Annotated in this window: 10 protein-coding genes; 6 read left to right on the top strand and 4 right to left on the bottom strand. The window is 55.2% G+C overall.

The window, feature by feature from the left end; genetic code table 11:
• Positions 1 to 10 precede the first annotated feature (10 nt).
• Both OGV67_RS01200 and gorA read left to right on the top strand, forming a co-directional pair.
• Entirely contained in the window at positions 11 to 853 is an 843-nt protein-coding gene (locus OGV67_RS01200; RefSeq protein ID WP_012135639.1) for a 23S rRNA (adenine(2030)-N(6))-methyltransferase RlmJ, read from the top strand.
• A gap of 104 nt (positions 854 to 957) precedes the next feature.
• The gene (gene gorA / locus OGV67_RS01195; protein WP_047460436.1) at positions 958 to 2,310 is read left to right on the top strand and encodes a glutathione-disulfide reductase; all 1,353 of its coding nucleotides are present in this window, start codon (positions 958 to 960) and stop codon (positions 2,308 to 2,310) included.
• A gap of 157 nt (positions 2,311 to 2,467) precedes the next feature.
• On the opposite strand, the gene OGV67_RS01190 is transcribed toward gorA, so the two are convergent.
• Entirely contained in the window at positions 2,468 to 3,862 is a 1,395-nt protein-coding gene (locus OGV67_RS01190; protein WP_115614332.1) for a cytochrome-c peroxidase, read from the bottom strand.
• Positions 3,863 to 4,289: 427 nt separating this feature from the next.
• Here OGV67_RS01190 and OGV67_RS01185 point away from each other — a divergent pair, with 427 nt between their 5' ends.
• A complete protein-coding gene (locus tag OGV67_RS01185) occupies positions 4,290 to 5,939 on the top strand; it encodes an alpha,alpha-trehalase (protein ID WP_012135642.1) in 1,650 nt (549 codons plus the stop codon).
• A 5-nt stretch (positions 5,940 to 5,944) separates the two neighbouring features.
• Here OGV67_RS01185 and OGV67_RS01180 read toward each other — a convergent pair whose 3' ends face one another.
• Together OGV67_RS01180 and OGV67_RS01175 are read right to left on the bottom strand one after the other, a co-directional pair.
• A complete protein-coding gene (locus OGV67_RS01180) occupies positions 5,945 to 7,534 on the bottom strand; it encodes an STY4199 family HEPN domain-containing protein (RefSeq protein WP_114848091.1) in 1,590 nt (529 codons plus the stop codon).
• Between the two features lie 284 nt (positions 7,535 to 7,818).
• Positions 7,819 to 8,577 (bottom strand): SDR family NAD(P)-dependent oxidoreductase, encoded by a 759-nt coding sequence (locus OGV67_RS01175; RefSeq protein ID WP_104868063.1) that lies wholly within the window; start codon positions 8,575 to 8,577, stop codon positions 7,819 to 7,821.
• Between the two features lie 119 nt (positions 8,578 to 8,696).
• On the opposite strand from OGV67_RS01175, the gene OGV67_RS01170 reads away from it, so the two are divergent.
• The 3 genes from OGV67_RS01170 (at position 8,697) to OGV67_RS01160 (ending at position 12,297) form a co-directional block, all read left to right on the top strand.
• Complete coding sequence (locus tag OGV67_RS01170) at positions 8,697 to 9,596, top strand: LysR family transcriptional regulator (protein ID WP_115614331.1); 900 nt, start codon at positions 8,697 to 8,699, stop codon at positions 9,594 to 9,596.
• 47 nt (positions 9,597 to 9,643) lie between these two features.
• The gene (gene yhjD, locus OGV67_RS01165) at positions 9,644 to 10,672 is read left to right on the top strand and encodes an inner membrane protein YhjD (RefSeq protein ID WP_012135646.1); all 1,029 of its coding nucleotides are present in this window, start codon (positions 9,644 to 9,646) and stop codon (positions 10,670 to 10,672) included.
• A 302-nt stretch (positions 10,673 to 10,974) separates the two neighbouring features.
• On the top strand, positions 10,975 to 12,297 hold the full coding sequence (locus OGV67_RS01160; RefSeq protein WP_049011539.1) for an MFS transporter: 1,323 nt from the start codon (positions 10,975 to 10,977) through the stop codon (positions 12,295 to 12,297).
• 59 nt (positions 12,298 to 12,356) lie between these two features.
• On the opposite strand, the gene OGV67_RS01155 is transcribed toward OGV67_RS01160, so the two are convergent.
• Positions 12,357 to 14,414 (bottom strand): AsmA family protein, encoded by a 2,058-nt coding sequence (locus OGV67_RS01155; protein ID WP_115614330.1) that lies wholly within the window; start codon positions 14,412 to 14,414, stop codon positions 12,357 to 12,359.
• Between the last annotated feature and the right edge of the window lie 34 nt (positions 14,415 to 14,448).

Raw genomic sequence — 14,448 nt, 5'->3', positions numbered from 1 at the left:
TTAATTACCCATGCTCAGTTATCGCCACAGCTTTCACGCTGGCAACCACGCCGACGTCCTCAAACACACTGTTCAGAGCCTGATTATCGAGTCGCTCAAAGAGAAAGAGAAACCGTTTCTTTATCTGGACACGCACGCTGGCGCTGGCCGTTATCAGCTGAGCGGCGAACACGCCGAACGCACCGGTGAATATATGGAAGGGATCGCCCGCATCTGGCAGCAGGACGATTTACCGGCCGAGCTGGAGCCTTATATCGGCGTGGTAGAGCACTTTAACCGTAACGGGCAACTGCGTTACTACCCGGGTTCCCCGCTCATCGCCCGCCAGCTGCTGCGTGAGCAGGACAGCCTGCAACTGACGGAGCTGCATTCAAGCGATTTTCCGCTGCTGCGTTCTGAGTTTCAAAAAGACAGCCGCGCCCGCGTGGAGCGTGCCGACGGCTATATGCAGCTGAAGTCCAAACTGCCGCCGGTTTCGCGTCGCGGCCTGATCCTCATCGACCCGCCTTACGAAATGAAAACCGATTATCAGGCGGTCGTCAGCGGCATCAGCGAAGGGTATAAGCGCTTTGCCACCGGCACCTATGCGCTGTGGTATCCGGTGGTGTTACGCCAGCAAATTAAACGCATGATTCACGACCTGGAAGACACCGGAATCCGCAAAATCCTGCAAATTGAGCTGGCAGTACGCCCGGACAGCGACCAGCGCGGCATGACCGCCTCTGGCATGATCGTCATTAACCCGCCGTGGAAGCTGGAACAGCAGATGAACAACGTGCTGCCGTGGCTGCACAGCAAGCTGGTTCCAGCGGGCACCGGGCACGCGTCCGTCAGCTGGATCGTGCCAGAGTAATCACAGCCATCGGTGGAACCTTTTAATTCCAGGTATACAATCGCGAATATTTTGGCGAATGGCATTGCGCTCATTCGCCCTACAATGAACATGAAGGAGCGGTCATGACCAAACACTATGATTACATCGCGATCGGCGGCGGAAGCGGCGGTATTGCCTCGATTAACCGTGCCGCTATGTACGGTCAGAAATGTGCGTTGATTGAAGCCAAAGAGCTGGGCGGCACCTGCGTCAACGTCGGTTGCGTCCCTAAAAAAGTGATGTGGCATGCCGCGCAGATTCGCGAAGCGATCCATATGTACGGCCCGGACTACGGCTTTGACACCACCATCAACGCGTTCAACTGGGACACGCTGATTGCCAGCCGCACGGCCTATATCGACCGTATTCACACCTCGTACGACAACGTGCTGGGTAAAAATAACGTGGATGTGATCAAAGGCTTCGCCCGCTTCGTGGATGCCAGAACCCTTGAAGTGAATGGGGAAACGATCACCGCCGATCACATTCTGATCGCCACCGGCGGTCGCCCGAGCCATCCGTCCATTCCGGGTACGGAATACGGTATCGACTCCGACGGTTTCTTTGCGCTGCCTGCGCTGCCGGAGCGCGTTGCGGTGGTCGGCGCGGGTTACATCGCCGTAGAACTGGCTGGCGTGATTAACGGCCTGGGCGCCCAAACGCACCTGTTCGTGCGTAAACACGCGCCGCTGCGCAGCTTTGACCCGATGATCACCGAAACGCTGGTTGAAGTGATGAACACGGAAGGCCCGACGCTTCACACCCACGCGATCCCGAAAGCGGTGGTGAAAAACGCCGACGGCAGCCTGACCCTGCAACTGGAAGACGGTCGCAGCGAAACGGTGGATTGCCTGATTTGGGCGATTGGCCGCGAACCGGCAACCGACAACGTTAACCTTGCCGCCACCGGCGTGAAAACCAACGAAAAAGGGTACATCGTCGTCGATAAATTCCAGAATACCAGCGTGGAAGGTATTTATGCGGTGGGCGATAACACCGGAGCGGTTGAGCTGACGCCAGTCGCCGTGGCGGCGGGTCGTCGTCTCTCCGAACGTTTGTTCAACAACAAGCCGAACGAGCATCTGGACTACAGCAATATTCCGACCGTGGTCTTTAGCCACCCGCCGATTGGCACCGTGGGCCTGACCGAACCACAGGCGCGCGAACAGTACGGCGACGACCAGGTGAAAGTGTACAAATCATCGTTCACAGCCATGTACACTGCGGTGACGTCTCACCGTCAGCCCTGCCGCATGAAGCTGGTGTGCGTCGGCGAAGACGAGAAGATTGTCGGTATTCACGGCATCGGCTTCGGGATGGATGAAATGTTGCAGGGCTTCGCGGTCGCACTGAAAATGGGCGCCACCAAGAAAGACTTCGACAACACCGTGGCGATTCACCCAACGGCGGCGGAAGAGTTCGTGACAATGCGTTAATCGTCGATAAGCGCCGGATGGTGTGACGATCCTGTCGGCCGGATAAGGCGTTTACGTCGCCATCTGGCACCATGCCCGATGGCGCTATGCTTATCGGGCCTACGCGTGCGGTTTTCCGTAGGCCCGATAGGAACCTCAGCCGTCATCCGGCATTCTTTTATTTTCCTTGCATATACGGCGTATACACCCCGTTCAGGCTTTCCAGGAATGCGACGATATCATCAATATCTTTCTGCGGAATCTCTTTCCCCACCTGATAACGCAACATCAGTTTCACCGCTCCGTCGAGGGTTGGCACATCCCCACGGTGGAAATACGGCGCGGTCAGCGCAACGTTACGTAATCCGGGCACTTTCTGACGCAATTTATCGCGAACTTCATTGGTGACGTTCATACGTCCAATGTCCGCAGCGGTAATTTCGCCGAAATTAAAGTCTTTCTTCAGACCCAACGGCTCGAAGGAACGCCCACCGAGAATAATACCGCCGTGACAGGTCGCACATTTATTCTCTTTGAACAGCTCATAGCCATGTTTCTGCTGCGCCGTCAGCGCATTTTCATCCCCTCGTAACCACTTATCGAAAGGCGAATTTGGCGTAATCAGCGTCTTCTCAAACTCGGCAATGGCATCCGTAATCGTTTCTCCGCTGAAGCCCTGCGGATATATCGCCGTGAACTGCTGTTTTAGCACCGGATCTTTATCGAGTTTCCCAATGATTTCATCCCAGGATTTAGAGGCCATTTCAATCGGGTTTAACGGCGGCCCACCAGCCTGCGCCTGCAACGTCGGCGCGCGACCATCCCAGAATTGCTCAACGTTAAAGATCGAGTTGAACACCGTTGGCGCGTTGATTGGCCCTACCGCGCCGCCCACGCCGATGGAGGTTTTCCTGCCGTCCACGCCGCCCGCATTCAGCGCATGGCAATGCGCGCAGGAGATGGTGCTGTCACCCGATAAACGGGCATCGTGATAGAGGGTAAAACCCAGTGCGACTTTTTGATCGTCAACCGGCAGTTTTTCGGGGACAGGCTGAACCGGCTCATTGCGGTGCGCCGCCGCCGTATCCGCGCTGGCGTAGTAACGCTCGCGCTGTTTAGCGATCCAGCCGAGAATCTCCTCCCGCTCCGTATCACTGACCTTACCGGCCCAGTGCAGCGCGGTATAGCGCGTTGGCGGCATTGTTTCGTACTGCATCACCCATTCAATCTTATTCAGATCGCTTTGCGTGACGGGTTTATCCGCGACCAACGCGGCGCGTACTGCTTCAAGGTTGAAAGATTTATAGCCCAGTTGAATGTCATAATTCATCAACTGCTTAGCAACGGGAAAAGAGGAATAAAAAGGCAGTTCAGCAGAGGGGGTATGACAATAATCGCATCCCTTTTTCCGCAAAAAACCCAGGATTTTATTATTGTCTTCCAGCGTTGAGGCTTGCACATCAGCTTCTTTACTACGTTGATTATCGTGATACCAGACGTAACCAGATAATCCTAAATAACAAATCGCAATGCCTGCTATGGCTATCGCGGTAAGACGGGTAATGATTTTCATTATTTTACCCTCACTATAGTGAGATATTATGACCCAGAAGATGAACATAAATCAGGCGTATGTCTTTATTAGACATAGCCATCATAGGAAATACAGGCGAAGGGTTTTTGATAAGTATCAAGCAATTACATGGGGATAAACTATCGATAAGATAGCTTTTCCCTATTATAAGAAGGGTCTTTCGGCGTCGGTATTCATAACTCGTTGCAATCGAATGTTCTGAAAGTGAAAATCTTCCTGTTACGGCTATTCCATATTTTTTATATTATTATCAGTAATCTATATTTAAAGACTCTTTTTCATGCATTAACAAAGCGTGATCTATCGCACAGTTTGCACCTCATATACCGAAGCGAATGTCTACGCTTAATAGACAGCCGGGCAACACCCGTATCATTTACGACGCAATCCGGAGGTCCTTCTCATTATGCTCAACCAGAAATTACACCCCGCCCCATCCGACGAATTAACGATCGAAATCGATCTGCTTTATGAAACGGATCCGTGCGAGTTAAAGCTGGATGAAATGATCGAGGCAGAACCGGAACCTGAGATGATTGAGGGGCTACCCGCCTCCGACGCCCTTACCCCAGCCGATCGCTATCTTGAGCTGTTCGAGCATGTGCAATCATCCCGGCTTTTTGCCGACAGTAAAACTTTCCCCGACTGCGCGCCGAAAATGGACCCGCTGGATATTCTGATCCGCTACCGTAAGGTCAGACGACACCGCGACTTTGACCTGCTGCGCTTTGTTGAAAATCACTTCTGGCTACCGGAAACCTGGTCCAGCGAATATGTCTCCAACCCGGAAAATTCACTGAAAGAGCATATTGATCAGCTCTGGCCGGTGCTGACGCGTGAGCCGCAGGATCACATTCCCTGGTCCTCGCTGCTGGCGCTGCCGCAATCCTATATCGTGCCGGGCGGACGTTTTAGCGAAACCTACTACTGGGACTCCTATTTCACCATGCTGGGCCTGGCGGAAAGCGGCCGGGAAGACCTGCTGAAATGTATGGCGGACAACTTCGCGTGGATGATTGAGAATTACGGCCACATTCCCAACGGAAACCGTACATATTATTTGAGCCGCTCTCAGCCGCCGGTCTTTGCGCTGATGGTCGAACTGTTCGAAGAGGATGGCGTGCGCGGGGCGCGGCGCTATCTGGATCATCTGAAAATGGAGTACGCTTTCTGGATGGACGGCGCGGAATCTCTGGTGCTCAACCAGGCCTATCGCCACGTCATCAGAATGCCGGACGGTTCCCTGCTCAACCGCTACTGGGACGATCGCGACACCCCCCGCGACGAATCGTGGCTGGAGGATGTGGAAACCGCCAAACATTCGGGTCGCCCGGCCAATGAGGTATACCGGGATCTCCGTGCCGGTGCGGCCTCAGGTTGGGATTACTCATCACGCTGGCTGCGCGATGCAAGCCGACTGGCCAGCATCCGCACAACCCAGTTCATCCCCATCGACCTGAACGCTTTCCTCTACAAACTGGAGAGCGCGATTGCCAACATTTCCGCCCTGAAAGGCGACCGTGAAACCGAAGCGGCATTTCGCCAGAAAGCCAGCGATCGCCGCGCCGCCGTAAACCGCTATCTGTGGGATGACGAGAATGGCTGCTATCGGGATTACGACTGGCGGCGCGAGCAAATGGCGCTCTTTTCCGCCGCCAGTATCGTGCCGCTGTACGTCGGCATGGCGACTCACGAGCAGGCAGACCGCCTCGCTAACGCCGTTCGCAGCCGCCTGCTGACGCCTGGCGGGATCATGGCGACGGAGTATGAAACCGGCGAGCAATGGGATAAGCCTAACGGCTGGGCGCCGCTACAGTGGATGGCAATCCAGGGCTTCAAGCTGTACGGCGACGATATGCTGGGGGATGAAATTGCCCGCAACTGGTTAAAAACCGTCAATATTTTTTACCAGCAGCACCATAAACTGATCGAAAAGTACCATATTGCCTGCGGCACGCCGCGTGAAGGGGGCGGCGGGGAATATCCGTTGCAGGATGGGTTTGGCTGGACCAATGGCGTGGTTCGCCGTTTGATTGGTTTATACGGCGAACCATAGCGGCGTTACCGAATCACGTTATAAATGGCGGTCTGAATCTTTAACCATTTTTTGTTTTCCACGCTGGGCTCGGCCTGAACACGCAGCCGGGCCTGCTCCATATCATGCTGCTGGCGCATCACCACCGCCGGAACGGTACAAAAACTTTGCAGATACTTTTTATGCAGCGACGTCAGCGACGCTCCGTTCAGCATGGCGTGGCTCAGCGACGTCAGGAAGCGTCGGCAGGGTTTTACCTCATCCATCAGCGAAGGGTAGCGCAGCAGCAGTTGCAGCACATCGGCGTTGCCCGTCGAAAACGCCTGTTCGGTCCAGGCCAGCTGCCAGTTCATCCCGCCCTGTAAGAACAACGCCGTAACGCGCGTATCATTACGGTCGATCGCCGAGCGCATATTAAACGGGTCCCAGGTGATCCCCATGCGGCTCATGGTTTCCCGCGCGGAGGGCGCCTCAAGCCGGGCGTCATCCTGCATGACCTCGTCGCGTTGTACGGGCGCGGCAGAAGGAGGTGGCGAGCTGAACAACCAAAACGCCCCCACCAGGATCGCCAGCACCATTGCGCCAACCCCGCCCCACAACACCCCGGAAATCAGCTGCTCACGCTCTTCAGCCGTCCGCTGCTGTCGCTTGTGAGGCGGTTCAATACTCTCGCCAATTTCCTGGTTATCTCCCCCCGCCAGCGCGTCTTTTTCTCGCGCCTCCTCCCAGAATTTCTCCACCACGCCCTCATCGGACGCCATAAACGAAGCCGGGTTTATGCGGGTGCGTTTTTCATTAAACGCCCGCTGTACCGAGCGGGTGATCTGGCGGAACTGACAATCCAGTAGCGACAACTGCACGGAACTGAGCGGCTGCCCGGCGATGATGCCGTTACGCGCCTGACGGCAATCCTCAAGGAACATACGCAGGGTCGTACGCGGCTCAACAAACAGCGTCAGCGCAGACGCGTCTTTGAAAAATGCGGAATAGTGACGGGCAAACGACTTTTTATCGACCACCATCAATGCCAGCTCGCTGAACAGCATCGCGCTGAGCGCATCCTGTCCTTCGCTGAGTTTTAACCAGCCTCGCAGACGATCGGCGCCAAAATGCAGCTTCAGGTAGCTATTCAACTGATGACGATCCGGCCACACCTGCGAAATAAGCGCTTTCAGCGTGAGTTCAATCGCCCGCAGCTGACGCCGGGCCTGTATTTGCGCGTCCTGATTGCCTGCATCAATATCAGTCTGATAAGTGAGAAGCGGCTGCCGCTGGCGCAGTTGTTCCAACGACGCCACAAAACGCAGGGCGGCAAGCAGTTGGTTTTCACTGACATCCTTCCCGCTGTCATATTGCGGAACATACTGCTGGAGATGTCGCAAATGCAGCATAAACTGGCTCAGTTGCGCATCGTTTATATGTAATTTTTTTGCCACCACGCTCCAGCCGCCTAAATTAAGGCGGGCTTGATCCAGTTGTTCCATAAACCAGCGCGGTTCTTTTCCTTCCGCAACATGTACGCCCAGCAGCAGCAGGATCTCCACTGACGCCTGACGGATGATGCCCAGACAGTGTTCAAAAGGCGAATGCATCGCCTGCGAAGCGTTATTCGTCATGATCGTCCCTAAAAAAGCCCCTCCATCATAAAGAAGGCTTTTAATATTATTTTAATTATCTGTTTTGATAGATATAACAGATTTTTTTGGCATTACAGTGACTATAACGCAAAGGTTGAGAAATTTATTGTGGGCGGCGAGGGAAATAAAGAGAAGTCGATGAACAGTCATCGCGAAATATTAAAATTAACGTCAGGAATAAAACAGCGTTCCTGAAATAAGTTTATCCTTAATCTAAATTAATGTTGCGGGTGTAAACCACCCGCTTAATATTATCATCCTGATTATAAGAACATGCCGCCCGACACTTCGATACGCTGCGCGGTCATCCAGCCCAGTTCATCGCTGAGCAACGCGGCGATGGCATCACCAATATCGTCCGGCAAACCGACCCGTCCCAGGGCGGTTTGTGACGCGATATACGCATTCAGTTGTTCATTGTCCCGCACATTGCCGCCGCCAAAATCAGTTTCAATGGCTCCCGGCGCAATAATGTTCACGGTAATGCCGCGTTCGCCCAGCTCTTTTGCCTGATAACGCGTCAGCACTTCCATCGCCCCCTTCATCGCGGCATAAGCGCTGTAGCCAGGCAACGCAAAACGGGCCAGCCCCGTCGACACATTGAGGATCCTGCCGCCATTCTTCAGCAGGGGTAACAGCCCCTGAGTCAGGAAAAACGGCCCTTTAAACTGAATGTTCAAAAGCTGGTCAAACTGCGCTTCAGTGAAGGTCGAATACGGCGCGTTGATGCCGATTCCGGCATTGTTCAATAAATAATCAAACGAATCACGTTGCCACTCCGTTTTCAGGGTTTCCCGCACCTTTTCAACAAACGCCGGGAATCCCGAAATATCCCCGACATTCAACTGCAATGCTGCGGCTTTCCCGCCTGATTGCGTAATTTCATGCACGACCTGCTGCGCCTCTTTTTCATTGCTGTTCCACGTCAGAATGATCCCGATTCCTTTGCTCGCCAGCTTAAGCGCCGCGTTTTTACCGAGCCCTCGGCTGCCGCCGGTCACTAATGCGATACGTTGCGTCATAAGAAACCTCATTTCAGGTGTTGTGAAGATTGAGAAAGAGCTTATTAGGTGTTAGAAAAACAATAAATATAGCGAAATGCGCTTCACTGTTTCATTCAGAACAACACCGGGACCTCGCGATGGATAAAATTCACGCAATGCAGTTGTTCATTCGCGTCGCGGAACTGGAGAGTTTTTCCCGCGCCGCCGAAACATCAGGCCTTCCTAAAGGTAGCGTATCCCGCCAGATACAGGCGCTGGAAAACCACCTCGGCACGCAGTTGCTGCACCGCACCACCCGGCGGGTTCAGCTTACTCAGGACGGAATGGTGTATTACGAACGTGCGAAAGATCTGCTGACGAACCTGGACGAGCTGGACGGTTTGTTCCAGCACGACCCGGCCAGCATCAGCGGCAAGCTGCGGGTCGATATGCCGGTTGGGGTCGCTAAGAATCTGGTGATACCGCGCCTGCCCGCGTTTTTACAGCAGTATCCGGGTATTGAGCTGGAACTCAGCAGCAGCGATCGCCTGGTGGATTTGATACGGGAAGGGTTCGACTGCGTGGTGCGGGTCGGGGTGCTAAAAGATTCCGGGTTGATCGCCCGCCCGTTGGGAAAGCTGTCGGTCATTAACTGCGCCAGTCCGCAGTATCTGGCGCGTTTTGGCTACCCAGAAGGTCTGGACGATCTGGCTTCGCATGCGGTGGTTCATTATTCCGTCAATCTGGGCACGCGTCCGCAAGGCTTCGAAGTGGCAACGGCAAACGGCACGCAGTGGATTAAAACCGGCGGCATTCTGACGGTCAACAGCACCGAGACCTACCATGCCGCCTGCCTGGCGGGGCTGGGAATCATTCAGGTGCCGCGCATCGGCGTTCGTGAGGCATTGCGCGCCGGGACGCTCATCGAGATCCTGCCGCAGTATCGCGCTGACCCAATGCCGGTGTCCCTGCTCTACCCGCATCGCCGCAACCTCTCCCGCCGGGTGCACCTGTTTATGGAGTGGCTGACCGGCGTAATGAAAGACTACGTGGACTGACACGCTATACTGTTCTGAGAGTTAACAAAAGAAGGACTATCGACCTGATGACGCAGGAAAAAGACGTAAAACGCCCTATTCAGGAACTCGACCATGCGCCGGTGCCCAAAGTGGAGACGCACGATCGTGACGAACCAGAAACAAACAACAAGGCCACCCAGGCGCTCAAAACGGTCTCCACGACGGCAGCGAGAATCCAGCGTCAGCCGGTGATTGCCCACCTGATCCGCGCCGCAGAGCGTTTTAACGATCGGCTGGGCAACCAGTTTGGCGCCGCTATCACCTATTTCTCGTTTCTGTCGATGATCCCTGTCCTGATGGTGTCGTTTGCCGCCGCCGGTTTTATTCTCGCGTCACATCCCACGCTGTTAGAGGACATCTTCAATAAAATCCTGATGAACGTCAGCGATCCTACGCTGGCGTCCACGCTGAAAAGCACCATCAACACCGCCGTTCAGCAGCGAACCACCGTCGGCCTGGTGGGGCTGGGCATTGCGCTCTATTCCGGGATCAACTGGATGGGCAACCTGCGTGAAGCGATTCGCGCCCAGTCGCGGGACGTGTGGGAGCGCACCCCGCAGGATCAGGAAAAAATCTGGATAAAATACCTGCGCGATTTTGTCTCGCTGATTGGGCTGTTGGTTGCGCTGATTATCACGCTGTCCATTACCTCGATTGCCGGTTCTGCGCAGCAGATGATTATCTCCGCGCTGTATCTCGACAGCATTGAGTGGCTAAAACCCGCCTGGCGGTTGATTGGGCTGGCCATTTCGATTTTCGCCAACTACCTGCTGTTCTTCTGGATTTTCTGGCGGCTACCGCGCCACCGACCGCGCAAGAAGGCATTGATTCGCGGTACGTTTATCGCCGCGATCGGTTTTGAGGTGATCAAAATCATCATGACCTACACGCTGCCTTCCCTGGTGAAATCTCCGTCCGGCGCCGCATTCGGTTCCGTGCTTGGCCTGATGGCGTTCTTCTACTTCTTTGCCCGCCTGACGCTGTTTTGCGCGGCCTGGATAGCCACCGCCGAATACAAAGACGACCCGCGTATGCCAGGGAAAACCCACCGCTAGTTCATCATTTGATGCCGGATGGCGCGATGCTTATCCGGCCTACCGCCCGGCAGGTCGCTACGCCTTATACGGCACGCATTGCAGCATATAAATCCAGGCCGTAACTTTTATTTAACCTAAAACCAGTTTTATCCTCTAAGTTTAAAATTGTGTGAAGCATTTCATAGACGTGAAATCGCAGGTCTAAACATTATCCCCTTTTTGACCATTATTTGAGCAAAATCCCGCTTTGTTACAGATTGAAATGTCGCTTTTGCTGTGCGTAATATGGCCGTTCGTTCGCCAAAAAATAAGAAAATACTATGCAAGCAACCGCCACCACACTCGACAACGAACAGGAACACGTTCCGGTAAACTCGCGCAACAAAGTCGTTGTTGCCTCCCTCATCGGCACCGCCATTGAGTTCTTCGACTTCTACATTTACGCGACTGCCGCAGTAATCGTGTTCCCTCATATTTTCTTCCCGCAAGGCGATCCGGCAGCGGCAACGCTTCAGTCCCTCGCCACCTTCGCCATCGCCTTTGTCGCGCGTCCAATTGGCTCTGCGCTATTCGGCCACTTCGGCGACCGCGTCGGGCGTAAAGTGACGCTGGTGGCGTCATTGCTGACGATGGGGATCTCCACCGTCGTGATCGGCCTGCTGCCGGGCTATGCCACCATTGGCATTTTCGCCCCGCTGCTGCTGGCGCTGGCGCGCTTTGGCCAGGGTCTGGGTCTCGGCGGAGAATGGGGCGGCGCGGCGCTACTGGCGACCGAAAACGCCCCGCCGCGCAAGCGCGCGCTGTACGGCTCTTTCCCGCAGCTTGGCGCGCCTATCGGCTTCTTCTTCGCCAACGGCACGTTCCTGCTCCTCTCCTGGCTGCTGACCGATGAGCAGTTCATGACCTGGGGCTGGCGTTTACCGTTCATTTTCTCTGCGGTGCTGGTCATTATCGGCCTGTACGTCCGCGTCTCGCTGCATGAAACACCGGTATTCGCTAAGGTCGCCGCGGCGAAAAAGCAGGTGAAAATCCCGCTGGGCACCCTGCTGACCCGGCACGTACGCGTAACGGTACTCGGGACATTCATCATGCTGGCGACCTATACGCTGTTCTACATCATGACGGTCTATTCCATGACGTACAGTACCGCAGCCGCCCCTGCGGGGCTCGGTTTGCCGCGTAACGAAGTGTTGTGGATGTTGATGCTGGCGGTGATCGGCTTTGGCGTGATGGTGCCGGTTGCGGGCCTGCTGGCAGACGCTTTTGGTCGCCGTAAGAGCATGGTCATTATCACGACAATGATCATTCTGTTCGCGCTGTTTGCCTTTAAACCGTTGCTCGGTTCCGGTAATCCGGCATTGATATTCGTTTTCCTGCTGCTGGGGCTGAGTCTGATGGGGCTGACCTTCGGCCCGATGGGCGCGCTGTTGCCGGAGCTGTTCCCGACAGAAGTTCGCTACACCGGCGCGTCCTTCTCGTATAACGTGTCGTCAATTCTTGGCGCGTCCGTAGCGCCGTATATTGCCGCATGGTTGCAGGGGAACTACGGTCTGGCGGCGGTCGGCACCTATCTGGCGTCAATGGCCGCCCTGACGCTGATTGCGCTGCTGTTGACCCATGAAACGCGCCACCAGTCGTTGTGATTTGACCGCCATCACCCGTAGGCCGGATAAGGTGTTTACACCGCCATCCGGCACTATCATCATTTCTTCATCTGCGACAAAATCATCCGACACTGATTCGCATCGCCTTCTGACGGGGAAATCAACGCCAGAAGCGCGGCAGCTGGCGTGACTAACGTCGCCAGCGCCGCAGCGACCGCGCCTCGCGCGATCAGCGGCCCGGCTTTCACCCCCGCCTGCGGGTTTTTAAACGACCCGCGCACATACAGCGGCGAACGCAGCGTAATAATACGAATCCCTTTGCTCTCTGGATCGATAGTTAAATCCAGTTGCTCAGAGGCGAAACTCGCGGTTCCGGTGACGTTAACCAGCGCATTTTCCGTATCAAAAGCAAAGATTTGCGGGCGCGCAACGCCATTAACGATGTCAAGATTAGCCGCCGCGCAGTTGACCCGTACCTCATCGTCGCCAAATATCTGCCCGACAATAAAGTTACCCACGTTCAGGCCGACAATCTCCATCAGGTTGCGGCTGATCACGCCATCGTTCATCAGCAGCTTCAGGTTGCCATTACTGTTACCTAACAGCGCCGCCACTGAATTGCCGCTTCCCCGGATATCCGCGTCGCCGTTCATCTCGCCCAATGTTTTCTGCATCAGTTCGACATCCGGCATCAGCGCTTTCAGTTTAAGACGACGCGCCTGGATATTCGCCCTTCCCTGCATCGGCTTTTTATCCCCTTCCAGATGAATGCTGGAGACAATGCTGCCGCCAGCCAGGCCAAACTTCAGCGGCTGCAAACGTAAATCGGCATTTTTCAGGATGATATGGGTAGAGAGATCGCTGACCGGCAGGCTGCTGCCGTGCTCAATGCGCCCGCCCTTAAAGCGCACGTCGGCATCCATCACGTCCCATTTATCGGTTTCAAAGCGGTCATAAGGCAGCACTTTGTCGGCAGGCTGAATGCTCTTTTCGCCCTTGCTTTGCTCGGCGCGTTTCGACTGTTGCGCTCCCTTCCCGGAATCCACGCCGATCAACGGCCCCAGGTCAGCCAGGCGAAGCTGGCGCGACTCCACATCCCCTTCCAGTTTGGGGCGCGGCTTGCCGGTGGTGTAAGCAAGAGAGCCGTGAATATCGCTGTCGCCGATGCGGCCATTAAAATTGCGGTAGTCAAAAACTGAGGATGTCTCCGTATCGATTTTCGCCACCAGGCGACCGTCCGTTTCAAACGGCGGCGTGTCCGGCAGCAGTACGCCGGTCAGGTCGTACAATTCGCCCAGCGAGTCGCCGGAAAACTTAAGCTGGAGATCGACGCCGCCCATGTTCAGCGGATCGTTGACCACCCCGGCAAAGGCCACGCGAGTATTGCCCGAGCGGAAGTCAGCCTGCACCGGGAAAGGCGCGCCTTCGCTGCGTAACGCCAGCATACCGCCAATTTTGCCCGTGCCGGTCAGCGGTTCCCCGTTATAACGCCCCTGCGCCTTAAGGCCGAAAACATAATCCCCCACGTTGTTGTCGTTGTTGCTTTTGGCTCCCGTGACTTCGCTAAAAGGCAGTGGTTTACCCAGCGGATCAACCAGGATCTCGATATCGGCTTTGCTGACCTTATCGTCAATGGCGATACGCCCCTGATCGAACAAAATCGTATCCAGACGGAACGACCAGGCGGACGGCTGCGCATTGGGATCGTTTTTCTCGTCAGCCGCAAGAGTGAAGGTCCAGTTATTGTTTTTCTCCGAGAGGCGGATAAGGCGGGCGTCAGGCTTCACCAGTTTGATCCACGGCAGCCAGACGGTTTTGGTCAGCAACGCCAGCGGCGCCAGCGTGGCTTCAACGCGCGGGAGATGCACCATCGTGACTTCGGGGATATCCGGCGGATTGCCGAGGATAATGTCTTCGGCATGAACGTGCGGCCAGGGCACCCAGCTTCGCCAGCCGGTTTCCTGTTTTTGACGTTCCCACACCACGCCCAGATCGCCGCGAATGGCGAATGGCCGGTTGAGTTCTGTAGAGACTTTCTGGTTGATGGTCGGTTTGAGGCGATTCCAGTCAAATGTCGCAATCAGGACGATGAGTACGACGATCAACAACAACAAAGTCCCTGATACGGCAGCGGTTATTTTGCCTGCTTTCGTCATGTTTTACTTCCTCACTTCTTTCCTTGCCAGTCCT

It is taken from the genome of Citrobacter sp. CK188 (assembly GCF_030333525.1).
Taxonomy (GTDB): domain Bacteria; phylum Pseudomonadota; class Gammaproteobacteria; order Enterobacterales; family Enterobacteriaceae; genus Citrobacter_B; species Citrobacter_B koseri.
This window is presented reverse-complemented; position numbering and strand designations above follow the sequence as displayed.

Bases quoted from the DNA above. Each gene is read 5' to 3' on its own strand.
- OGV67_RS01200 (WP_012135639.1), top strand. From the start codon at position 11: ATGCTCAGTTATCGCCACAGCTTTCACGCTGGCAACCACGCCGACGTC.
- gorA (WP_047460436.1), top strand. From the start codon at position 958: ATGACCAAACACTATGATTACATCGCGATCGGCGGCGGAAGCGGCGGT.
- OGV67_RS01190 (WP_115614332.1), bottom strand. From the start codon at position 3,862: ATGAAAATCATTACCCGTCTTACCGCGATAGCCATAGCAGGCATTGCG.
- OGV67_RS01185 (WP_012135642.1), top strand. From the start codon at position 4,290: ATGCTCAACCAGAAATTACACCCCGCCCCATCCGACGAATTAACGATC.
- OGV67_RS01180 (WP_114848091.1), bottom strand. From the start codon at position 7,534: ATGACGAATAACGCTTCGCAGGCGATGCATTCGCCTTTTGAACACTGT.
- OGV67_RS01175 (WP_104868063.1), bottom strand. From the start codon at position 8,577: ATGACGCAACGTATCGCATTAGTGACCGGCGGCAGCCGAGGGCTCGGT.
- OGV67_RS01170 (WP_115614331.1), top strand. From the start codon at position 8,697: ATGGATAAAATTCACGCAATGCAGTTGTTCATTCGCGTCGCGGAACTG.
- yhjD (WP_012135646.1), top strand. From the start codon at position 9,644: ATGACGCAGGAAAAAGACGTAAAACGCCCTATTCAGGAACTCGACCAT.
- OGV67_RS01160 (WP_049011539.1), top strand. From the start codon at position 10,975: ATGCAAGCAACCGCCACCACACTCGACAACGAACAGGAACACGTTCCG.
- OGV67_RS01155 (WP_115614330.1), bottom strand. From the start codon at position 14,414: ATGACGAAAGCAGGCAAAATAACCGCTGCCGTATCAGGGACTTTGTTG.